25 protein-coding genes are annotated in these 22,049 nt (G+C 44.4%); 13 read left to right on the top strand and 12 right to left on the bottom strand.

Going from position 1 to position 22,049, the window contains the following annotated elements; all coding sequences use genetic code 11:
- Positions 1–122: 122 nt before the first annotated feature.
- Positions 123–1,337: an MFS transporter gene (locus JSY38_RS10820; RefSeq protein ID WP_239543946.1), complete on the bottom strand. Its 1,215-nt coding sequence runs from the start codon at positions 1,335–1,337 to the stop codon at positions 123–125.
- A 163-nt stretch (positions 1,338–1,500) separates the two neighbouring features.
- Between JSY38_RS10820 and JSY38_RS10815 the strand changes: the two genes are divergently transcribed.
- On the top strand, positions 1,501–2,121 hold the full coding sequence (locus tag JSY38_RS10815; RefSeq protein WP_205113235.1) for a TetR/AcrR family transcriptional regulator: 621 nt from the start codon (positions 1,501–1,503) through the stop codon (positions 2,119–2,121).
- Between the two features lie 196 nt (positions 2,122–2,317).
- Here the strand turns inward: JSY38_RS10815 and JSY38_RS10810 are convergent, their stop codons facing one another.
- Complete coding sequence (locus JSY38_RS10810; RefSeq protein WP_205113234.1) at positions 2,318–3,040, bottom strand: HPP family protein; 723 nt, start codon at positions 3,038–3,040, stop codon at positions 2,318–2,320.
- A gap of 160 nt (positions 3,041–3,200) precedes the next feature.
- On the opposite strand from JSY38_RS10810, the gene JSY38_RS10805 reads away from it, so the two are divergent.
- Entirely contained in the window at positions 3,201–4,052 is an 852-nt protein-coding gene (locus JSY38_RS10805) for a LysR family transcriptional regulator (protein ID WP_205113233.1), read from the top strand.
- Here the strand turns inward: JSY38_RS10805 and JSY38_RS10800 are convergent.
- Together JSY38_RS10800 and JSY38_RS10795 are read right to left on the bottom strand one after the other, a co-directional pair.
- On the bottom strand, positions 4,035–4,610 hold the full coding sequence (locus JSY38_RS10800; protein ID WP_205113232.1) for a hypothetical protein: 576 nt from the start codon (positions 4,608–4,610) through the stop codon (positions 4,035–4,037). The genes JSY38_RS10805 and JSY38_RS10800 overlap by 18 nt on opposite strands.
- 13 nt (positions 4,611–4,623) lie before the next feature.
- The gene (locus tag JSY38_RS10795; protein WP_205113231.1) at positions 4,624–4,977 is read right to left on the bottom strand and encodes a DUF805 domain-containing protein; all 354 of its coding nucleotides are present in this window, start codon (positions 4,975–4,977) and stop codon (positions 4,624–4,626) included.
- A gap of 149 nt (positions 4,978–5,126) precedes the next feature.
- Here JSY38_RS10795 and JSY38_RS10790 point away from each other — a divergent pair, with 149 nt between their 5' ends.
- Positions 5,127–6,179, top strand: a complete 1,053-nt coding sequence (locus tag JSY38_RS10790) for a helix-turn-helix domain-containing protein (RefSeq protein ID WP_205113230.1) — start codon at positions 5,127–5,129, stop codon at positions 6,177–6,179.
- On the opposite strand, the gene JSY38_RS10785 is transcribed toward JSY38_RS10790, so the two are convergent.
- Positions 6,176–7,192, bottom strand: coding sequence for an alpha/beta hydrolase family protein (locus tag JSY38_RS10785; RefSeq protein ID WP_205113229.1), 1,017 nt, complete (start codon positions 7,190–7,192; stop codon positions 6,176–6,178). The genes JSY38_RS10790 and JSY38_RS10785 overlap by 4 nt on opposite strands.
- 199 nt (positions 7,193–7,391) lie before the next feature.
- Between JSY38_RS10785 and JSY38_RS10780 the strand changes: the two genes are divergently transcribed.
- Complete coding sequence (locus JSY38_RS10780; RefSeq protein WP_205113228.1) at positions 7,392–7,985, top strand: helix-turn-helix transcriptional regulator; 594 nt, start codon at positions 7,392–7,394, stop codon at positions 7,983–7,985.
- Between the two features lie 34 nt (positions 7,986–8,019).
- Here JSY38_RS10780 and JSY38_RS10775 read toward each other — a convergent pair whose 3' ends face one another.
- The 3 genes from JSY38_RS10775 to JSY38_RS10765 form a co-directional block, all read right to left on the bottom strand.
- Positions 8,020–8,328, bottom strand: a complete 309-nt coding sequence (locus tag JSY38_RS10775) for a 4a-hydroxytetrahydrobiopterin dehydratase (protein WP_205113227.1) — start codon at positions 8,326–8,328, stop codon at positions 8,020–8,022.
- 146 nt (positions 8,329–8,474) lie between these two features.
- On the bottom strand, positions 8,475–8,897 hold the full coding sequence (locus tag JSY38_RS10770; RefSeq protein WP_110574701.1) for an organic hydroperoxide resistance protein: 423 nt from the start codon (positions 8,895–8,897) through the stop codon (positions 8,475–8,477).
- Between the two features lie 138 nt (positions 8,898–9,035).
- A complete protein-coding gene (locus JSY38_RS10765; protein WP_110574699.1) occupies positions 9,036–9,488 on the bottom strand; it encodes a MarR family winged helix-turn-helix transcriptional regulator in 453 nt (150 codons plus the stop codon).
- A gap of 125 nt (positions 9,489–9,613) precedes the next feature.
- Here JSY38_RS10765 and JSY38_RS10760 point away from each other — a divergent pair, with 125 nt between their 5' ends.
- Positions 9,614–10,549: a DMT family transporter gene (locus JSY38_RS10760; protein ID WP_239543945.1), complete on the top strand. Its 936-nt coding sequence runs from the start codon at positions 9,614–9,616 to the stop codon at positions 10,547–10,549.
- Positions 10,550–10,560: 11 nt separating this feature from the next.
- Positions 10,561–10,842, top strand: coding sequence for a putative quinol monooxygenase (locus JSY38_RS10755; RefSeq protein ID WP_205113226.1), 282 nt, complete (start codon positions 10,561–10,563; stop codon positions 10,840–10,842).
- 14 nt (positions 10,843–10,856) lie between these two features.
- On the opposite strand, the gene JSY38_RS10750 is transcribed toward JSY38_RS10755, so the two are convergent.
- Positions 10,857–11,696, bottom strand: a complete 840-nt coding sequence (locus tag JSY38_RS10750) for a LysR family transcriptional regulator (RefSeq protein WP_114413096.1) — start codon at positions 11,694–11,696, stop codon at positions 10,857–10,859.
- A 138-nt stretch (positions 11,697–11,834) separates the two neighbouring features.
- On the opposite strand from JSY38_RS10750, the gene JSY38_RS10745 reads away from it, so the two are divergent.
- Positions 11,835–12,446 carry a glutathione S-transferase family protein gene (locus JSY38_RS10745; RefSeq protein ID WP_205113225.1) on the top strand — a complete coding sequence of 204 codons (612 nt, stop codon included), beginning with the start codon at positions 11,835–11,837 and terminating at the stop codon, positions 12,444–12,446.
- A gap of 9 nt (positions 12,447–12,455) precedes the next feature.
- On the opposite strand, the gene JSY38_RS10740 is transcribed toward JSY38_RS10745, so the two are convergent.
- Positions 12,456–12,923, bottom strand: coding sequence for an OsmC family protein (locus JSY38_RS10740; protein WP_205113224.1), 468 nt, complete (start codon positions 12,921–12,923; stop codon positions 12,456–12,458).
- A gap of 239 nt (positions 12,924–13,162) precedes the next feature.
- Here JSY38_RS10740 and JSY38_RS10735 point away from each other — a divergent pair, with 239 nt between their 5' ends.
- The 4 genes from JSY38_RS10735 to JSY38_RS10720 all read left to right on the top strand — a co-directional run bounded on the left by JSY38_RS10735 (position 13,163) and on the right by JSY38_RS10720 (position 17,280).
- Complete coding sequence (locus JSY38_RS10735) at positions 13,163–14,014, top strand: ABC transporter ATP-binding protein (protein WP_205113223.1); 852 nt, start codon at positions 13,163–13,165, stop codon at positions 14,012–14,014.
- 24 nt (positions 14,015–14,038) lie between these two features.
- On the top strand, positions 14,039–15,022 hold the full coding sequence (locus tag JSY38_RS10730) for an ABC transporter substrate-binding protein (RefSeq protein ID WP_205113222.1): 984 nt from the start codon (positions 14,039–14,041) through the stop codon (positions 15,020–15,022).
- Between the two features lie 26 nt (positions 15,023–15,048).
- Positions 15,049–16,077, top strand: coding sequence for a FecCD family ABC transporter permease (locus JSY38_RS10725; RefSeq protein WP_309477165.1), 1,029 nt, complete (start codon positions 15,049–15,051; stop codon positions 16,075–16,077).
- An 81-nt stretch (positions 16,078–16,158) separates the two neighbouring features.
- Positions 16,159–17,280 carry a PA0069 family radical SAM protein gene (locus JSY38_RS10720; RefSeq protein WP_205113221.1) on the top strand — a complete coding sequence of 374 codons (1,122 nt, stop codon included), beginning with the start codon at positions 16,159–16,161 and terminating at the stop codon, positions 17,278–17,280.
- Between the two features lie 83 nt (positions 17,281–17,363).
- Here JSY38_RS10720 and JSY38_RS10715 read toward each other — a convergent pair whose 3' ends face one another.
- Entirely contained in the window at positions 17,364–18,680 is a 1,317-nt protein-coding gene (locus tag JSY38_RS10715; protein ID WP_205113220.1) for a methyl-accepting chemotaxis protein, read from the bottom strand.
- 183 nt (positions 18,681–18,863) lie between these two features.
- Between JSY38_RS10715 and JSY38_RS10710 the strand changes: the two genes are divergently transcribed.
- Positions 18,864–19,913 carry a peptidase M42 gene (locus JSY38_RS10710; RefSeq protein ID WP_205113219.1) on the top strand — a complete coding sequence of 350 codons (1,050 nt, stop codon included), beginning with the start codon at positions 18,864–18,866 and terminating at the stop codon, positions 19,911–19,913.
- Between the two features lie 122 nt (positions 19,914–20,035).
- On the opposite strand, the gene JSY38_RS10705 is transcribed toward JSY38_RS10710, so the two are convergent.
- Positions 20,036–20,986: an alpha/beta hydrolase family protein gene (locus JSY38_RS10705; protein ID WP_205113218.1), complete on the bottom strand. Its 951-nt coding sequence runs from the start codon at positions 20,984–20,986 to the stop codon at positions 20,036–20,038.
- 95 nt (positions 20,987–21,081) lie between these two features.
- Here JSY38_RS10705 and JSY38_RS10700 point away from each other — a divergent pair, with 95 nt between their 5' ends.
- A complete protein-coding gene (locus tag JSY38_RS10700) occupies positions 21,082–22,020 on the top strand; it encodes an AraC family transcriptional regulator (protein WP_205113217.1) in 939 nt (312 codons plus the stop codon).
- The last annotated feature ends 29 nt before the right edge of the window (positions 22,021–22,049 follow it).

Raw genomic sequence — 22,049 nt, 5'->3', positions numbered from 1 at the left:
TGGTTTTCAAAACGAAGTAATACAAACCTTTGGATGCTACAAAAAGCTAGCGGAAATAATGATACTTAGTCAAACGTCCTTAGATTGTTAGGCCTACTTAATCAGACATTTTTCAATCAATGTTAAACGGCCGACCTTCCACCAATACGCGCCCCAGATTTAAAGGCATGCGAATGATATGACCAAGCTATTAAAAATGCGATTGAAAGTAAGGCCAACAGAGACCAAGGGAAAGAGCTAACACCCACTGAATCAAGCAGTATCCCGCCAAGGATACCTCCGCAGGCAATAGCTGAATTCCATGCAACAACATTCATAGAAAGCGCCACATCAGCACCATTACCTGCAGCATCGGCCAATGCGGTTTGCAATAAGGTGGATGCGCCTCCAAAAGTGATGCCCCATACTGCGACACCGATATAGATAATTTCTGGAGATTGAGCACCAAATCCAAATATCAAAGCAATTAAAGCGAATGCTAAAAGACTTGTTAGAACGGTAGTACGCAAATATCGGTCCACCAGCATGCCTGCAAACCAAATACCGACAAGGGCTGCAAGACCAAAGGTAAGTAGGACCAAGTCAATTCGTTCTCCAAGCCCTGCTTGCTCAACAAACGGGGCAATATAGGTATAGAGAATATTGTGGGCTAACATCCATGTCATAACCACGCAGAGTACTGGTCGTACTCCGGGACTCATGAAGACTTTCTTCAACGGTAAGCGCTCGTGAGCAGACTGTCCCGGATAGTCAGGAACCTTCGCTATCACCCAGACGATCAAGACAAGTGCCAAACCTGACATAACGCCAAATGCAGTTTGCCAACCGATAGTAGCGCCCATAAATGTGCCAAGAGGTACACCCAAAGACAAAGCAAGAGGGATACCGACCATGGCGACAGCCATTGCACGGCCTTGCTGATGGGGCTGGACCATACGGCGCGCATAACCAGCTAATAGACTCCAAGCAAGTCCAGCTGCAACACCCGCGAAGAAACGAGCAACCAATGTTAGAACATAGTTGCTTGATAAAGCGGTAACCGAGTTGAAAACGAAGAAACCGAAGATGGTCAGCAGCAGAACGTTACGCCGCTTCCAGCCACGTGTCGCAATTGTCAATGGAATGGCCGCAAGCAACGACCCCAACGCATATGCAGTTACCATTTGACCTGCCATAGCTTGGCTTATTTCCAGACCTGCACTGATCTGAGACAGCAGCCCCGCAGGCAATGTTTCAGTGACGATACAAATGAATCCGGTCATCGCCAATGCAAGCAGTGCCGACATAGGTAAGCGACCTGGATCTCCCGCATTTGCTTTATTGAGAGAATTATTCACAAAAAAACTGTCCTTTAAAAATTTGGTGGGTTACACGTTGGCACTTATGTGTCTCCGTGACGACTTATAGATCGATCGATACAAATGTATGACAAAGCACCTAACATTGTCAATAACTTATGTATCAAGTAGTATATAAGTCATAAAAGAAATGGAGAAAGAAATGGCAAAAATGGGCAGACCTAGAACATTTGATCGCCAGAAAGCAGTTGTGCAAGCTATGCATCTTTTCTGGGAACATGGCTACGAAATGACTTCTCTAAGCCAACTAAAGGCTAATATTGGTGGAGGGATTTCTACACCCAGCTTTTACGCAGCATTCGGCTCTAAAGAGGAATTGTTCAATGAAGCTGTACAATGTTATTTAGAAACTTATGCATGCGTAACAGACTCCCTATGGGACGACGAGATTCCACCCAGAGACGCTGTTGAGCTTGCACTCCGTCGCTCGACAAAAATGCAATGTGAATCAGGGCATCCCAAGGGATGTATGGTGTCTTTGGGGACAATGAGCGCACCCACGCCAGAGCTTACTCACGTTGTTGAACCACTTACGGCCTCGCGTTCACGAACGTTTCAAGGCTTTGTGCGATGCGTAGAACACGCAATCGCTATGGGAGAGCTGTCCAAAAAAGCGAACGCTAGGTCTATGGGAATCGCCTTCAATAGTTTCCTGCTAGGTGTATCGATACTAGCTAGAGATGGAGTGGATGCCTCGGATCTCGACGCTTCCATTACAGAATTAATGAAACTATGGGATATCGAAGTGTGTCAGCCCAAATAGAATGTATCATTCGATAAAGAGCGCTTACTAGGCTAGCAGGTGCCGAAGAAGGCAAAGTAAGGTCTTATCAATACAGTTGGCTGTAACGAAATAATCTCAAAAAACCATGTTTTTTAAAAAGGAGAATTGAAAAAACATGTTAGCCCTTTTGCATTAGATTTCAATCTCGAAATGGATCAATAAGAGCCATAGCGCCCTATCTCGGCAATTTCGCTACACGTCTTTTATGGTGCTCTTTCGCGTGCTCTCTTGCGGCGTTGTAGATATGCATAAGCTCCTCTGCACTCACGTCGATAAAAATGTCTTCCTGCTCTAGCACGTGATAAAGGTCTTCCATTTCAATCAGGTGCTGCTCATGGGCTTCTTGATGGAGCGAAACATTTAAAGAAGCGGGATAACGCCGCCAATGAAAGCCATTGTTGATGATGAAAGCGAACACCAGCATCGCTAATAGATTAATCAATAGCGGATACAGTAAAAATTCAAATCCCATCGCATGTATGCTGCTGCCACCGATAACACACGATAGTGCGGTCGACCCGCCAGGTGGATGCAAGCAACGCAGGTAATGCATGCCGATAATCGATACGCCGACCGCGGCCGCCCCCGTCACAAAAGACGCTCCGAACGCCTGATAAAAACCAATACCAATCAGCGCTGATATTAGATGACCAGTAACAAAGGGCCACGGCTGAGACAAAGCACCATGGGGAATGGCAAACAATAAAACAGCACTGGCCCCAATAGAAGCGACCACCAATAATGAATCCGGTAGAGATAAAAACAAACTCGATAAATAGTAAACACTAACTAATGCGAGACAAGCCGTCATACCTGATAAAAAGCGTTCAAAGTGGGAGGTTTTATTGGTTTCAATACCAATGAAATGAGCAGTATTACGACAAAATGAGAGGAACATTTATTCAATGAGGCCTTACAAAAATAAATAACGATTTCAAACAACTAAAGCGATCTATAGTGTTTTCCTAGTAACGGCGCCATTTTAGTGATTAAAATAGCCTCATGTATAACGAATTTAAATGAGGCTTAAGTGCAATATAATTGCATTTAAAATAAAGATGGATATTGAGCAAGCCAGAACATTTCTCGAAATTATTCACGCGGGCACTTTTGCCAAGGCCGCAGAGCGTCTATATGTGACTCAAACAACAGTAACAGCCCGAGTTCAGGCTCTAGAGTCATCCTTAGATTGCCGTTTATTTGTGCGTAATAGAGCCGGTGCTAAGCTGACCAAAAGTGGGGAGGCCTTTGTGACTCCTGCGAAAAATATGATGGAAGCTTGGGAACAAGCAAAGCAGCTTTGCGGCATTTCAGATTATCAGGCTCAGCAGACTTTGAGGATTGGTGGCGAAATTAGCCTGTGGAACCCGATTCTCATCGACTGGCTACTGGCGATGAGTGACGACATGCCTCATTTAGTCATCAACAGCCAAGTGACGACAACTGACAGTTTGTATCAATCCCTTCAGAAACAAGAAGTAGATGCCATTATTGTTCATAGTCCACGCTATTTACCCGGTTTAATCGTCGAACAGATCATTGAGGAAAAGCTCATTCACGTCGTCTCCAAACAGCGAAAAACGCCAGATTTATTCATTGAATGGGGAGAAGAATTCACCCTGCAGTTTGATCGTTGTGTCCCTTTTAACCGCCGAGCAGCGATGCAATTTTCGCTTGGCCCTATGGCGCTCAAATACATGTTAGCGAAAGGCGGAAACGGCTATTTCCGCACACGAGTGGTTGATCGATATTTGCAAGAAGGACGCTTGCACAAGGTAAAAGGCGCGGCAGAATTTACTTATCCCATTTACCTTGTATCTCACAAAAACAATACACTGCCTGACGGCTTCGAACAGGCAAAAAAGATATTGTTAGACAGTATGAAAAACGTCTCAAGTTGGGCGATTTAACGCATTGCTATTAAGACTACAATTCACATCGTGGTGATCCAAACCAAATACGGATGACCAAGACCATTCGCCGGGGTTAAGAACAAAGCCATAACTGAGCGTTAAACCAGATTCGATTTTGATGTCGCCAAGTCCGGTATCATTTTGATCGGTAATAACATAATGTTCGCTGACCACTTCATCCCCTCTCCCCAGTTTTTCTACGACCTTATCGGAGTAGATAAGCAATCGAATAGGTTCTGCAGACTGAATCCCAATGCTGTCGCCACTGAAATCTCCGGCGGCAAGTCGAATTGGAGCAGAAACACAGGTTGATTGATCTTCTTGTCGATTGTCTTTTTTGGCAATCAACACACCTTTTCCTGCGATACCTCGCAGCTGCAATAAAGTACCAACTTTCGGCGACTCTATGTAGACCACGGCTTTTACGTCATCTGAAAATGCTAAGTTACTTTCATTCGTGGTTTTTGCTTCACTGCTGCAAGCAGAAACCGACAGAAGCAGTAAAATTGAGCATAACATGGTGGATAAGTGGGGTAAGTTATTAACATCTTTCATGTTTGGCTCCTGTTTATAGCATGGCGTTATTTTGTGGATAATGTCCAAAGTCGCTGTCAGGTTCACTTGGTAAGGCCAATAACATCAGCAAAACAAGCATGCCTATCGCGGGAACCAAAACCACCAGCAACCACCAAGCGGAACGGTTAGTGTCATGTAATCTACGTACAGTCAAAGACAGCATAGGTAAAAAAGCTAACAAGCTATAAAGCGCCTCTATTTTCCATGTCGATTGAAAGACTATTTCCAACACAACAAACACAACCGAGATCAAACAGTTCACCAAGAAGAACATCCAAAATGCTTTTAGCGATGCTCGTCCAGAAAATTGCGCATAACGCTTCCACGCATCAAAATACCAGTCCATACTTTTCTCCTTTGATTAACCCAAAGAGTTATTGAAGGCTTAACAGTACGTTGCGAAAGAAAGATTCGCGTCCTAAATCAGGTTTAAGGACGTTCTTGATAAGGATCTAGGACATAATAAAGATCTGAGTGATAAAAGATGGAGCCAAAATGATCGCTATTCCCTTACCTTTTGTGGTTGCCTTACTGTTAGCTATCTTGGCTGGCGTCTTGTTTTTTCGTCGCGAAGAAACCACACAATCCGCGTTTGTTTTTATTGCTTTGTGTGCGCTAACAACGACCGTCGTTGGTCTGCGTTGGACCTTTGATTATTCTTTATTCCGTCTGATCCAACCTATCCTGGCCTCTTGTATTCCCGTTACCGCTTGGTACTGTTTTTCAAGCGCTCATAAGCGCCATCAGTTTAAAGTTTGGCATTTTTTACCACCTATTTTTGTTACCTTGGCGTCTTTCAGTTATCCATTTTGGCGACCACCTTTGGACCCAATGTTAACGCTGCTTTATGTGAGCTATGGCATTGCATTAATTCGAGCCTCGTTTAAAACATCAAACCTTCCAGAGCAAGTGCGTTTATCCGACATCGATAACGCCTTAAAAGCCGAACGCATCGCCGGTAGTATTCTCTTAATGTCTGCCATGATTGATGGTGCTTTAGCCGTCGACTTTTCTTTTTTTGCTGGCGAGCATGCACTGATTATTCTCGCTATTGGTCATGCGATATTACTGCCAATGCTGTCAGTTGCCGTCATTATGATGAGTCTAAGTATGGCACCCAGCGTTAATGAAGAAGCGTCCGATCAAAATGAAAAAACAACATCCGTAGAAGAATCAAAAGACAAGTCTCAGCATCCGTTAACTGACGATGAGGTGAAAGACATCATTCATAAAATAGACGTTTTGCTGAGTACCAAAGAAGTATTTCTCGACCCAGATCTAACACTCGACAGACTCGCCAGAAAAGCCTGTATTCCAGCGCGTCAGATCTCCGCTGCCATTAACCAAGTTTACGGCCGCAACATTTCTCAAGTGGTGAACGAATATCGCATCGAACGAGCAAAAACACTTTTACTCACCACAGACAAAGCCATCACCCAAATTTATTTGGACTCTGGCTTTCAAACGAAGTCTAACTTCCATAGAGAGTTTTCGCGCGTGACACAACAAACACCGAGTGCCTTTCGCCGCGCTAATATCAAAGGCTAAGAAGCTTGGATAAATCGAATGATATCTTGATACATCACCTGATGAAGTTCATCCCGAGATCGTTCATTACCATCTTTGCAAACAATGCCATCACCTGGATTTTCCTCTTCTATCAAATCAATGGCACCGGGCTTACAAAGCTGCATAAAGCTAAAGTGCGCGGCGTCTGGGTAGACAATGTATTGACGCTTATTTTTGGGGATATATTGGGCAAGAAAGCCGGATTCTTCTGCTTGAGGTAAATCACCAATATCGATATCGGCCGCGAGGATTAGAGTCGGAGTGGTTAAACTCTGTAAGCTCTGGCGGGAAAAGCTACGCGCTAAACCTAAATCCAATGAAACCACTCGCTTGATTCGCGTGTCTTGTAAGCTGCCATTCGGTTCGCCGACTTGCGGTTGATCCAAACCAAGCTCAGCCATCAAACCACACACACGAGGGCTCGCTTTCAGGCTGCATTCTTGCTTTAACTGATCACGGTCAAATTGCGCGCCCGCTAGCAACATCACCGTCCAGCCACCCAATGAGTGACCGATTGCGGTAACGTTATTAGCATCGATATTTGGCAATAGATAAGACTCGTTTAACAACCAATCCAACAAACGCGATAAATCACCTGCGCGCTGCCACCACTGAGCCGCCGCTTGTGCAGAATGATCAAACGACGTGGTTCCAGGATGATCAAGTGACGCCACAACATAACCATCTTGTGCCAATTTCGTTGCTAGCCAATTTTGATTACGCCAGTTGCCACGATAACCATGAGACATCACTACCAGCGGAAACTTACCCGCCAAAGGCGTTCCCACTCGTACCACATTGCTTCCAAAAAACGCCGCGTTTTCCGCAATTCTTTCAGTGGGAAAGGTCGTCTGTGATGGATACCAAACACTGGCTTTTAACGGCCTATCGCTGTCTGTATATAACTGAACCTGATCAAAACCCACCGAATACGCAGAAGCATTCGCCGCCCAACTGATAACCAATAAAGCAAAACACGCAAATCGTTTCATGGAGATATTTCCTTTCAAAGTACTTTTAAAAGAAGTCACTATGAAAGGAAAATACGAGTAACGCGTCCTAAAACAGGATAGAGGACGTTATAAACTTTCTCTTCATTCATTATTGTTACTTATCTGTCATATTAGCTCTGTACTCTCACTTTATTAATAGTATCAACTATGCTTTATCTAAAGACTGCGGAGACAAAAAATGAAGATGAAAGGACAATTAGACAGCGCTCAACCAATGAAGAAGCACAAAGCTAAATCAAAGAAAAATGAGCTAAAAAAGAAGAAACAAGAAAAGTTAGAAGCCAAAAAGCAGGAAAAAGCAAAGAAAGAAGTAAAAGCCAAAACACCGGTAGAAGTGATAGAAAAACCAGCCAAGGTTGCACAAGAGCCTGTAGTAGAGGTAAAGAAGACTGCACCTATTGCTGACACTATTAATCTAGCAGTACCAAATGCGTCGACTAGCAACTCTCTTCGCCAACGCGCATCGAAAAGTTTAGAGCCGATGACAAGTGAAGAGCAGCTCATTGCGATCAATCAAATAATTAAACGTCTACTAATGAATGAAATAACACAAGGTATGGCGTTGCGGGAGCTACGTGTTGGTGTCTTAGGCTTACGGCAAGATGCATACACAGAGCTTGCAGGTGTGTCACGTAAAACTCTGTCCGAGATCGAAAACGACAAGGGCAATTACACCTCTGAGATCATCAATAAAGTATTCAAGCCTTTCGAAATTAAAGTGGGTCTAGTGCCTACTTCTAGCCAGTTATTAGCAGCCATTATGGCCAATTAATTCCGAAAGCCTATGCGTTGCCGCGAAATATCGGTTACAAAGACAATGCAAAGGCTTCCATTTTTTTCGCTAAATTAAAGTCTTTATTAGAGATGCCAGATACATCGTGAGACGTCAGTTGAATGCTAACTTTGTTGTAAACATTAAACCATTCGGGATGATGATCTTTCTTTTCTGCGTATATCGCACACATGGTCATAAAACCGAAAGCATGCTGAAAGTCTTTGAATTTAAAGGTTTTACTGAGTTTTTCGTCTTCTATTGCCCAGTCTTCTGACGATTCTGTATTTAGCTGGTTAAGGGCTTGCTCTATCTCATGCTGTTCGAGCTTTCGATGTGTCATGCTGTTTCACCTCTATTTAAATCAGAAAATGTGTCGTATCAACACCAGTGTAGTCGGTTAAGACTATGATTAAAACGCAACAAAAAATCCCTTCTGCAAATTCATGCAAAAGGGACTCTCAGACTAACGCTTCAATTTGAAAGCGTTTATTTGATGGTGAAGTTCACATCAATGTTACCGCGTGTCGCATTGGAATATGGGCAAACCTTGTGAGCGGCTTCAACCAATTGCTCAACAACGTCTTTTTCTACGCCAGGCACATCTACTTCTAAATCTGCACAGATAGTGAAGCCTTCGCCTTTCGTGTTTTCACCGATACCAATGGTAGCCGTTATGCTGACATCATTTGGAAGTTTCACTTTTTGCTTGGATGCCACCAACTTAAATGCACCGATAAAACAAGCAGAGTAACCTGCGGCAAATAGCTGCTCTGGGTTAGTCCCTTCACCACCAGCGCCACCAAGTTCTTTTGGCGTGCTTAGAGCGAGGTCCAGTTTATTATCAGATGAAACAGAGCGACCGTCGCGGCCACCAGTGGATGTTGCTGTTGCGCTGTAAATAGGTTTCATAATATTGCTCCTTAATAACACTATTGATGAATATTGCTTACTTAATAATTATCGCGATAACAATAAAGTTAAAAATAAAGGCTCAATAGGATGAGCCGATGAATTTATGTTATTGCAATAACTATTATTGCGCAAGCCCTATTTCGTAAGTTTTTTCCTAAGGGCAACGAGCTGCTCACGTAAAGCGACCACTTCATTCATATCGATTCCGCATGCTTCAGCAACACAGCGGTTTACTTCTAAACCTTGTTCACGCAGTTTTTTGCCTTTTTCAGTCAAGGCAATACTCAAGCTACGATCATCGTCCACACCACGTAAACGCTGCACTAATCCATCAGCTTCCATACGCTTGATTACGGGTGTAAGTGCACCAGATTTTTGCCCAAGCGCATCGCTGATGTGCTTCAAGCTTACGCCATCTTGCTCCCACAAAATCAACATCACCGTATATTGCGGATAGGTCAGACCGATCGCTGAAAGCGGCTCTTTATAAAACTGCGTCATCGCAAGAGACGTCGAGTACAGGGCAAAACACAACTGGTTGTCGAGTAATAATGGATTTTTAGGAAATAACGAATTGTCAGAAGTCATAAGTTCTCATGGATAGTTGCGCGAACAGTTATAGCGATAATGGTTAATCATTTTACACATTAACCTTCTCTAACACAGCAAAATGACAATCTTGATTTAAGACTCTGTTATTATCGAGTTTCGTCATGACTCAAAGGAATACCATGCAGCGCTCCAGCACCACCATAGGCACTATCGAATTGGTTCTCGCCATGATTCTCTCTGGCACTATCGGTTATTTTGTTATCAGTTCAGGCCAAGCCTTTTGGAACGTAGTATTTTTCCGCTGCGTCATCGGCGCTGTTGTTCTAGGCGGTTACGCCTACTATGCAGGACTAATTCGTCGAGAATACTTTCAGCGCAGTGTCTTGCTGATGATTATTTTGGGCGGCATAACGTTAGTAGGAAACTGGATATTTCTATTTGCTTCGTTCAATTACATTCCCTTTTCTATCGCCACAGTGGCTTATCACATGCAACCACTCTTTTTAGTCATAACTGGTGCGTTAATCACCAAAGAAAAGTTATCGGCCAGCTTACTGTTTTGGCTCGCCTTGGCGTTTATCGGGCTGTTTTTAATCGTAGAATTGGATTTGAATGAACTCAATGCCCTCTTCTCGGGTGAAGCAAGCAGCGATGGATCTTATGCATTATTTGGCTTATCACTCGCCTTAGGTGCGGCGTTACTTTATACCGTGACTACTTTGGTGACGAAAAAAGTCAGCCAAGTACCTTCGACATTTGTGGCCTTGGTACAGGTGGTCGTTGGTATCTTTATGCTTTTGCCCTTTGCGGACTTCAACAATTTACCGACGCAAACCAGTCATTGGATGGATCTATTGATACTCGGTGCCGTGCTAACCGGATTTATGTACATCATCATGTACGACAGCTTTCAAAAGCTACCCACCAGTCTAATTGCCTTGCTATCGTTTATTTATCCGATCACCGCTCTATTTGTCGACCATTTGGCTTTTTCGACCCATATCAGCCTAACGCAAATACTCGGAGTGATATTGATATTACTCGCCGTCAGCGCAGTGAAATTTAATTGGGCATTTTCTCTCACAAAGAACCGATAGGACGAACGACCATGCCAAACGTTACCCTAAGCGGTCATATTGAAGTGCCATCAGAAGATCTAAATGCGGTATTGGCAGAGCTACCCAACCACATCACCCTGACGCAGCAAGAAGCGGGTTGCAACGCCTTCACTGTGGTGCGAGATTCAAACAACCCACAACACTTTGATGTGTACGAAGAATTCACCGACAAAGCGGCATTTGAGAAACATCAAGCCAGAGTGAAAGCGTCTCCTCATTGGGGTGAAATAACGAAAAATGTTGAACGGTTTTATACTGTTGCAGAGGCTTGAACTTGTCATTAACTTTACTTCCTCACCCGTTCAATTACTTCTTCTATCCAAGCGATCGTTAACCAATCGGGTGCGGAGGCGGAGCGGGAAAAGGCAATTTGTACCGCTGGCAAGGCTGGCAATAGGTCACTTTCGATGATTTCCAGTGAATCATTCACGCTGATGCTGGCGATGGCGGAGATAGCTTTTTCGGCCATTAGAAGACGTTCAATCAGGGTAAGATTCGCGGTCACACAATACAGCTGATAATCCGTGCCTTTTTTCTGCAAACCATCAACTGCGCTAGAATGGAATTTACAGCTCGATTCATATAAGGCCAGTGATAAAGGATTCAGTGTCGTCCAATCAAAGCCTTTCTTCGCCACCCAAACACCTTTGTCTTGGAACAAGGTCAAACCTTCGTCGCTGTCAGGTGTTCGTGTAACTAGTGCTAAATCCACCTCCCCCTTGTCCATCAGCTCTCTTAGTTCAGCCGATGTCCCCGTACGAATTCGAAAGCGAATACTAGGCTGCATGGTTTCCATGACAGACATGACAATAACGAGTAAATTCGCCACATAATCATTTGGGCAACCGAGATTCAGCAAGACACCCTGCTGTGGGCCTTTGATGGATTGTAATGCGCTCTCTTGCAGCTGCAAGATGCGCCGTGCGTAATGCACCAACTGCTGACCGTCTTCAGTAAGCACTTGCTCCCGACCTTGCTTGCAAAACAGCTCGGTGCCGACTTGCTCTTCTAGCCGCTTCATTTGCATGCTGACGGCCGAGGGAGTACGAAAAGTTTGCATAGCGGCGCGTTGAAAACTGCCATGATCAACAATCGCCACAAGCGTCTTTAATAGTTCCGTGTCCAATGCTGTCCTCTCTTTGTTTTACACACTTTAACTTAAATGCATTCATCAAAATGCGTTAAGCCAGCCTTCAATTTAATTCGCTTTTTTCCGTGCGCTGTTTATCAGATGATCAAAGCATCAACTAAGAAGGAGACACTCATGATTCTGCACGATTTCTTGCCCTCAGGGAACGGTTATAAAATCCGTTTGTTATGCGCGCGCTTAGACATGAAAGTGATCTTAAAACAATATGACATCACCAAGGGCGAAACGCGTACAGAGTCTTTCTTGGCGATGAACCCAAATGGAAAAATTCCAGTCTTGGAATTGGATGACGGGCAATGCTTAAGCGAAAGTAATGCGGTGCTTCTCTATCTTGCGGAACAGTATAATTCCTCGCTATTGCCACCGGATCCGATCCTTAGAGCCAAGGTCTATAAATGGTTATTTTGGGAGCAATACAGCCATGAACCTAATATTGCTTCACCACGATTTTGGCTAACTCATAACGCCATGACGGATCTAAAAAAGCAGATGCTGCCAGACCGGATTAAGCAAGGTCACGCCGCGTTAAAACAAATGGAAGAGGCCTTAGCCGCTCACACTTATTTAGTCGGAAACACTATGACTCTTGCCGATATTTGCCTTTTCCCTTATACCCATGTGGCGGAAGAAGGCGGCGCTTATCAATTGTCTGAGTATCCAAATATTCAACGTTGGATTAAAGAGATTGAGGACTTGGATTGGTTCATTCCCATTACCCAAGTTTAACGTCACAAATCAAATACAAAACGCCTCATCGACTCGAACTTCGGTCAACACCGAGTTAGCGATAAAACAAGCTTCGTGGGATTGATGATGCAATGCTTGTAACACCTCGGCATTGGGTCTTTCGCTAACAAAGGTGACTGCTGGACGAAGCAAGACTTCAGTCATCATTTGTTTGCCATTTGGGCCAGTTGCCAAGGTACCAATAGCGTTGTCAGTGTATTGTTCGACAATGAGGTTTTTGCGAGAGGCGAAGTCCAAAAAGAACAACATATGACAGCTGGAAATAGAAGCAACAAAGGCCTCTTCAGGATCGACATTTTCTGCCACAGACATGGGCAAAGGCACAATGTGTGGCGACGACGAAGCAGGAATAACGATACCTCCTTCGAACTGCCATTCATGGGCACGGCTGTATTTTTTATCTAAAAATAACTGTGATCCACGCTTCCACTCAACCGTTGCAAAGTATTCAGACATATCGATCCTCATTTCATCTCATGGCATAAATAGGCTAACTTTACCTCGCTACCGTGAGCCAATATAGTCCTCTTGCCGATTCTTTATTGAATTAGCGCATGTGAAGATGAAAATTCGCCAATCAACAGGCCTTGTTGAGCTAACCGTCCTTACGTATAGTCAGCCTTTTAAAGGGCAGATTGTGTCCATATCTTATTTTGTTATATTATAACATTTAAATATTACGGAACCCTATCGCCTTGACCAGCCAAACCAGTAATACTCCAACTAATAAATGCCAACAAGACGATACTTCTTACGCGTTTTTTTCCGCTTGCAAGCCCGCTGGCATACAACTGAACGACGTCGCTTGGTCGCCTTATCGTGACAAAACCTTGCTCAAGCCAATAACCGCCACCATTCATCCAGGCGAGTTTCTGGCGATTGTTGGGCCGAACGGTTCCGGAAAAACCAGCTTATTACGCTGTCTTTATCGTACCAATAAACCAACCAAGGGCACGGTTTTACTTGATGACCAAGATTTATGGTCCTTGTCGCCGCGTCAATGCGCCCAACGCATCGCTACCGTGTTACAAGACGCTGGCGGTGAATTTGGTCTAAGCGTTTTTGAAATGGTAGAAATCGGCCTGACACCAAAGTCGCTTGTTTGGGGGCGCTCTGACGAAGATTCCCAAATTGTCGATAGCGCACTCGCCTTACTCGATGTGGCACATTTAGCCGATCGCTCTTTTGACTCTTTATCTGGCGGTGAACGCCAACGAGTGATGATCGCCAGAGCGTTGGCGCAGCGCCCTGATGTACTTATTCTCGATGAGCCAACCAATCACCTCGACATTCGTCACCAGCTTGATGTGTTGGCCTTATTAGCAAAACTGCCTTGCACGCTTATTGTGTCATTACACGATTTAGCCCTCGCCTCCGCTTACGCTGACCGAGTACTGGTGATGCAAAACGGCGAAATGCAGGACTGCGCACCACCCAATGATGTCTTTACCAAGCAACGCATAAAACAAGTATTTGATGTGGACACCATTATTGATGAACACCCCATCACGCAACGACCAAGATTTTCTTTTTACATCAATGATTAACGGAATGATTAACAGGACACTTTCATGACAACGAACGTCAATACGCACATCAAACACACGTCACTAATTATTGGCGGCGCATTACTTGGGCTTTTACAGACAGGTTTGGCCAATGCTTCTGGCTATCCTGTTACGGTACAAAGCTGCGATCGTGAGGTCACGTTTGAGCAAGCGCCTAGAGCGGCGATATCAAACGATGTGAATCTAACTGAGATGATGTTGGCCCTTGGCCTACAGGACCACATGGTCGGCTTTACAGGTGTTTCTGGCTGGAAAACTCTAGACCCAACGCTACGAAATGGCATTGGTGAATTGCCTGAGCTTTCTCCTAAATACCCAAACAAAGAAGTCCTATTAGGCGCCGATGCCGACTTTTATTTTGCTGGCTGGAACTACGGCATGCGTGTCGGTGGCGGCGTCACACCTGATACCTTGGCTCCTCTTGGCATCAAGGTTTACGAGTTAACAGAAAGCTGTATTCACATCATGGACAAACCAAAAGTTTCCATGGATGACCTTTATGTTGATTTACTCAATCTAGGTCGTATTTTTGACAAAGAAGAAAAAGCGCAAGCTTTAGTCAAAGGCTACCAACAAGATTTGGCTAACTTCCAAGCCAACCTCAAGCCATTAAAAACAGCACCGAAAGTCTTCGTTTACGATTCCGGCGAAGAGCAGCCTTTTACTTCGGGTCGATTCGGCATGCCAACCGCTTTGATCGAAGCTGCTGGCGGTAAAAACATTGTTGATGATGTACAGAAAAGCTGGACGCAAATGGGATGGGAGGCTGTTATTGATCGATCTCCAGAGGTAATTGTCATCGTTAACTATGGCGACGTGACTGCAGAACAAAAGATCAACTTCTTGCGCAGTAACCCAGCCTTCGAAAATATTCCAGCCGTGAAAAACAATCATTTCGTGGTATTGGAATACGTCGAGGCAACGCCGGGGCCTCGTAATATTAATGCAATTAAACGCTTAGCTGAGGCTTTTAGAACCGCATCATGAAAGCAGGCCAGAAAAAGCTCACCATCATGGGACGCATCCCCCTGCCAGCGTTGTTAATCATGTTGAGCATCTTACTCTTGCTATTAATGGGCGTGGCAATTGGTGTGGGTTCCGTGTCCATTAGCCAGTCCACTGTGTGGAGCGTGATCGGCCATAAACTGTCGATCACCAACACGCTGCCTAACTGGTCGATGGGGCGCGAGAACATCATCTGGGCAGTTCGCTTACCGCGCACACTGCTTGCCGCCATGGTCGGGGCTGCCTTGGCGATTGTCGGTGCGGCACTGCAATCCGTGACTCGCAATCCTTTGGCCGATCCGCATTTATTGGGTGTGTCTTCTGGGGCGGCGTTAGGCGCGATTATCGCCTTGCTCCACACTGGCATGATTTTAGGTGTGGTTACAGTTCCCGTGTTTGCCTTCATTGGCGCCTTAGGTGCAATGTTTTTGGTCTTAGCTGTCGCGAATTTTTCCTCGGCACACAGTGCGGGTCGTTTGATTCTCGCCGGTGTCGCCGTCGCCTTTGTGCTGACGGCCTTGGGAAATCTGTTCATTTTTATGGGCGATCATCGATCGTCTCATACAGTGATTTTCTGGATGCTTGGCGGATTAGGACTGGCTCAATGGGGACAACTTTGGTTTCCGCTGGTCACGCTTTTACTCGGTTCCGGCTATTTGATTTACAACGCCCGTTATCTAAACGCTATGACTCTTGGCGATGAAAGTGCCAGCACCTTGGGCGTTCCGGTCGAGCGCTTCCGCCTGATTGTGATTGTTGTCTGCGCCCTACTAACTGGCGCGGCGGTAGCTTTTTCTGGCGTCATCGGCTTTGTCGGCTTAATGGTGCCGCATATAGTGCGTTTGTTGGTTGGCGGCGATTATCGCAAAGTCCTGCCGTTATCGGCGCTATTCGGTGCTTTGTTCCTAGTCGCGGCAGACATCGCTTCCAGAATCATCATGCCACCCGAAGACATGCCAATCGGTATTCTCACCGGCCTTGTCGGCGGCATCGCTTTTGTATTCCTGATGCGACAAAAACGTAACGTCTCGTTGTAAAAAACCGACAAATGAAAACTTGCTTTATCCAAATTTAGCACTCAAAATACTGGTTATATATACAGTATTTTGAGTGCTTTTATGTCTTCTTCTTCTTTTATCAATAACAGCGATCAAAAAGGCGAAAAATCCCCTTTCAACCATCCGCTCAAGGGACGTGGTACCACCAATAATATGGCGGGGCGCTTTGCGATTACGCTGGTGGAAGTAGATGAAAACGACGAAGCCATCGCCTTGTTGGAAACCTCATCTCCCAAAACGGAGGTTCGTCATGAACGCGCCAAAAGCATCATTAGTCGCAATTCCTCCCCTGATATTCCTTTTCGCATGTCGGTCAACCCTTATAAAGGCTGTGAACATGGCTGCGTATATTGTTTTGCTCGCCCGACTCATGCGTATTTAGATTTGTCGCCAGGGTTGGATTTTGAAACTAAACTGATTGCCAAAACTAATGCAGCATTTCTGTTTGAAGAAGAACTGGCTCACCCAAACTATCGTTGTGAACCCATTGCTTTGGGTATTAATACCGACGCTTATCAGCCGATAGAAAAACAGCTGAAAATCACTCGTCGGTTATTAGAAATTGCCTTGGCCCACAATCAACCCATTTCGCTGATCACCAAGAGCACACTGATTCTAAGAGACATTGAGTTACTCACGCTGATGGCAGAAAAAAATCTGATTCATGTGGCGGTCAGTGTGACAACACTCAATAACGATTTAAAGCGTATTTTGGAACCCAGAACAGCGTCTGGAAAAACACGTTTACAGGTGATTAAAACCTTACGCGAAGCTGGAATTCCGGTTTCGGTTCTTGTCGCACCAGTGATTCCTTTTATCAACAATAATGAGTTAGAAGAAATCGTCGCTGCTTGCGCAGAGGTTGGCGCGCAATCCATCAATTACATTATGTTGCGTTTGCCTCACGAGGTTGCGCCTTTGTTTTCGGATTGGCTCCACCAGCATTACCCAGACCGTGCTGAGCATGTTTTGCAGCGTATTATGGACATGCGCGGCGGCAAGCTCTACAACAGCCAATTTGGCAAACGCATGACGGGGGAAGGTATCTTCGCGGATTTAATCAATCAACGCTTTCATGTCGCACGACGCAAATATGGGCTGGACGACAACCGACTCAGTTATCTCGATTGCCGTCATTTTGCCGTTCCTCCAAAGGAAGGTGATCAGATGGCGTTATTTTAGAGCGCTTGTCCTATATACAAAAAATCCTCTAAGAAACAAAATCTTAGAGGATTATAGAGAACATTCGTTATTTAAAATAAAGCCTAAAGCTTATTATTAAACTGGCTGACGGCATCCACTACTTGGTTTGCCCCCATTTCTATATCGTTCATTACGTCTCCCGCATCATTAGACAATTTAAGCGCTACTTGCGCTTTCTCCATACTGCCTTCGATAAGAGAAACGGCTTGCTCAGTTAGTTTTTTGTTATCACCAACTACCTTGATGATTTCTTCCGTAGCCGAACTGGTTCTTGAAGCAAGTTGTCTCACTTCATCGGCTACAACCGCAAAGCCACGACCTTGTTCGCCCGCTCGTGCAGCTTCAATTGCAGCATTCAGCGCAAGAAGGTTAGTCTGATCAGCGATGCCTCGAATACTTTCAACCAATTCTGACACCTTGGTGGACTGTGTATTTAGCTCAAAAATCCCTTGCCCTGCGGTACTCATCTGACCAGACAATTCGTTCATTGTCTTAATGGTCGATTCAATTACCTGTTTACCCGTTAATGCATCTGAGACACTTTTTTTAGACACGCCATAAGCAATTTCTGAAGTTTCGGAGATCGCAAATTCACGGTTCATCTGCTCAGTAATAACCGTCGCAAATTTAACTACTTTATACAGATCGCCACTTTCGTCATGTATTGGGTTGTAGGATGCTTCTAACCATACCGTGTTTCCGTGACTATCTATTCGCTTAAAGCGGTCGGAAACAAACTCACCTGAACGTAAGCGCTGCCAGAACTTTTTATATTCTTGCGATTCTGCTTCTTGCGTTTCACAAAACATTCTGTGGTGCTGGCCAACAATTTGCTTTTTAGAGTAGCCCATACCTTTTAAGAAATTGTCATTCGCAGCTAAAATAATACCATCCAAACTAAATTCGATTACTGCTGAAGAACGATTCAAAGCGGCCAACATATCTTGTGTTTCTTTGGCTTGAGAAATAGTGCGTGTTAACTCGGTGGAATAGACAGCCAACGTCACTGAATCATTTTCGCCGCGCGTATTAGGCTGAACAATTGAACGAAACCATGCCTCTTCGCCACTTTTTGTCACCAGCTGTAATGCACCATGCCAGTGATCCTTCTCACTAATACTGGACAGCATCTTTTGACAATGCTCTTTTGCTAATGATTTTTTAACAATAATTTCTTTAATATTACGCCCGATCAACTCGCTTTTTTCATACCCACAAGCAGTCAAAAATAGCTCATTAGCTTCAAGGATAATACCGTTTGAATCGAGAGAGAAAAATATCATTTCTTCTCTCAAATCAGCTTCCGTTTCATGGAAAGAGGACAATTCTTTCTCTAATTCAACAACTCTCGCTTTAAGTTTGCTATTGGAAAAAAACATTTTTCCTCCTTGCCAATGTGAGTTCTGCTATTTTCGATGATTTCTTTATTATAAAAGCATTGTGTAATGAATAAATCAGAGAATACAAATATATACAATTAAAATAACAAAAAAACATTATGTTAATAAATCAATTCCGTTTATAAACAAGGTTCCGATTCCCCCTTTTTTGGAACCTTTTGCATGCCTAGTGATGACTTTATCGACCTGCTCAAACTGCTTATTCGCGCGCCCAGTGTGGTTGGCGCAGAGCATTCATTTTTCCGCGTGTTACAACGCGAACTGGAAGAGCGAGGGGCAAAAGTCACTTGGTACGAAGGTTTGTTGGTTGCCCAAGGCAGTGATCCGTTTAGTACCATGTTCTCGGCGCATATAGATCGTCATGGATTGGTGTGTACGGGTCCGAACGAATTCCAATACGCAGCGTTTGTTTCGGCAAACCGCACCGATTTACTGAACAACTCGGTGTCTGAAGAACTCATGTCCAAGGTCACAGAGCGCTTCAACCATGAGGAGATCTACGCCTACGAGCCTTGGTCTGGGGTTTATCGCGGCAAAGGAACTATTAAAAGCTCTTACGTTTGTGAATTCCGTAACAACTTGATTTTCGAAACCGAAGGGTTAGAAGGTGTGGTTGCAGGTACGCCAATCGCTTTTAAAGACCAATTACACATAGTCGACAATCGCTTAGAAGGTCAGCTCGACAACGTGATTTCAGCCGCAGCTTTGGTGCATCTTTTTGATCATGGTTTCAAAGGCACCGCCTTTTTTACCGCACAGGAAGAAGCAGGAAAAAGCTGGCGCTATTTACTAGAATGGTTCCGTCGTTTTGGCGGTTCAACCAACCGTTTATTTGTGGTTGATACTAGCCCGTTCCCGAATCTTGATGCGGCTAACGAGCAGCTTCTGGTACTTAGGGAAAAAGACGCCAACGCCACATTCAACAAAGACAGTACAAAACTTCTTGAAGAGCTGTGCGAGAAAAACAACATCAGTTACTTATATAAAAACCGTTACGTAGAAAATGAAAACGCCAAACGAGCTGAGCAAGGCCTGCAACCAAGCTCCCTTGGAAGTACCGAACTTGGCCGTATTATCGCCGCATCAAATGGCTTGGTAGATGGCACAACGATTCAAATCCCAACTATTGGTTACCACACCATGCATGAGTCGGCAGCAGTGGAATCCGTGGATGCGTTTCTGGATATGCTAAAAGTTGTATCAAATATTTAGCCTTTATTAATTTTGACTAGCAATACATAAAAACCCCGTTTCGACTTTTAAATTCGAAACGGTTTTTTTTATCTACCCAAAAATGAATCTCTAGGTTATTGGAGTCTTAAGCTTCATAGCGTTCAGTGTTTACTTTCCACGTAAGCCTGTTTACTGGCAAAAGCTTGCAGAGCTTCACAAGCTTGCTCCCATGCATTGTCATCCTCATATAAAGCTGATTTTAAATACGCTGCTGTCATTTTTTGAGTAATGGCGAGACGATCAGGATCTTCGTCATCGGTTTCTTTTGCGTCATAACCGGCAATACCACCTAGGCCATGTTTGCCGCCCATTAACGTCAGCAAAAAATCGCTGCCCGGAGCAATGTGATATGGATCGGCATGCCAGTCTGCGTTACGAGTTGTGAAGTGCGGACTAAGGTCTTGATCACCATACACTACTAAGTTTTTTGTGGTCATTGATGAATAATTTGGATTAATTTCAGGGAACCTTTCTCTTGCTGATTCAATTAAATCATCTCCTCCTTTGCCCACAGCCGCTAATAGAACTCCCACTTTGATACGCTGATCTAATACGCTGCTTATATGTGGTAACGTCATGCCCATTAACATGGCCGCTGTCATCGCCCCTGCAGAGTGCCCTACGATCGCGATACGCTCTTTATCTAATCGGCCAGAAAGACTAACTATATCACGCTCAATTTGCGCCAAACTGTCTAAAATAGTTTTCATTTCAAGCACTCTTTCATTGAGAAAAAGTGGCGCATCTGGGTGAGTATTGTCGAGACCACCCACTCTTGAACTTGCATGAGTAGGTTGAATAACGGCAAAACCTTGCTCAGCGCAATAGTTTACCAGTGGGGCGTAACCATCTTTAGAAGGCAGGTACGACGATGGACCATGACCATGAGAAAGTAAGATAATTGGAATATCCTCGCCACTTACTGGCAGGGTAATTCTGAGCTCAAGCGGTGTTTCACGACCTTCAATGGTTAGGGCAATCGGGCTAATCGACAGAGTAAGTTGACTATTAGACTCTGGGATATTCTTAGATTCGGTAACGAGATTATTCATAAAAGCTCCTTAAGCGATTGAGGTGTTAACTCTATCTAAAGGTGCATGTACAATATATAATGAAAAATCCACATAACATTACCAATAGTATTTAAATGATAGATCCTCTTTCGAGTATTGTGACCCTATTGCAACCAAAAGCCGCTTTTTCCAAGGTAGTCCATGCCGCAGGCAAGTGGCGTATTAGACGCGAAGAAATCGGTAATCCGTTCTATTGTGTTGTGCTAGAGGGAAATTGCGAGTTCACATTAAAAGGCGAAGAATCGATTTATCTAACCGCTGGCGATTTTGTCCTTGTTCCTGAAGCACATGCTTTTACGGTAGCCAGCAGTCATCCTCTAGCACTGACAGAAGCCGATACTGTGCCCATTAAAACGGCTGCTAGTACCTATTTTGTAGGTGAAGCAGAGCAAGAGTTGAATGCGCATTTACTTATTGGCCATTGTCAATTTGAGGCGCCAGATTCAAAAATACTGGTATCGCTTCTTCCGAAACTTGTTCACCTGCGCGAAGCAAAAAGACTCACCACGCTGGTAGAGCTTGTTATTGAGGAATCCTTGGCGCAACGCCCCGGCCGTGATTCTGTATTGGCTCGATTATTAGAAATTCTGCTGATTGAAGCTTTTAGAACGAAGATGGACACGCCAGAAGTTCCTAGTTTGTTAGTCGGTTTAGCCGATGAACGGCTTGCCATTGCGATCCGAAAAATTCATCAAGATGTGAGTCAATCATGGACGATCGATGAATTAGCAAAGGAGGCCTCATTGTCCCGCTCCGCTTTTTTTCAACGCTTTAACAAAGCTGTGGGTTGTACACCAATGGAATATGTCATTGCATGGCGTATGGCGATTGCGAAAGATCTTTTAAGGCGCCAAAAGTATACTATGGCCACTATTGCCGAAAGGATAGGTTACCAATCTGCCAGTGCGTTTAGCTCTGCTTTTAGCAAACATACTGGTCAACCTCCGTCGAAATTTTTGCTTGAAAATAACCTTGCAGTTAGAGCCAGTTACATCGAGTTTGTGTCAGAGTAAAACGAGCTTTAGTTACACTTATTTAAAAA

This window comes from Marinomonas foliarum, from assembly GCF_016906065.1.
Classification (GTDB): domain Bacteria; phylum Pseudomonadota; class Gammaproteobacteria; order Pseudomonadales; family Marinomonadaceae; genus Marinomonas; species Marinomonas foliarum.
Note: the sequence above shows the minus strand (reverse complement) of the source record. Positions and strands in the feature narration are given on the sequence as shown.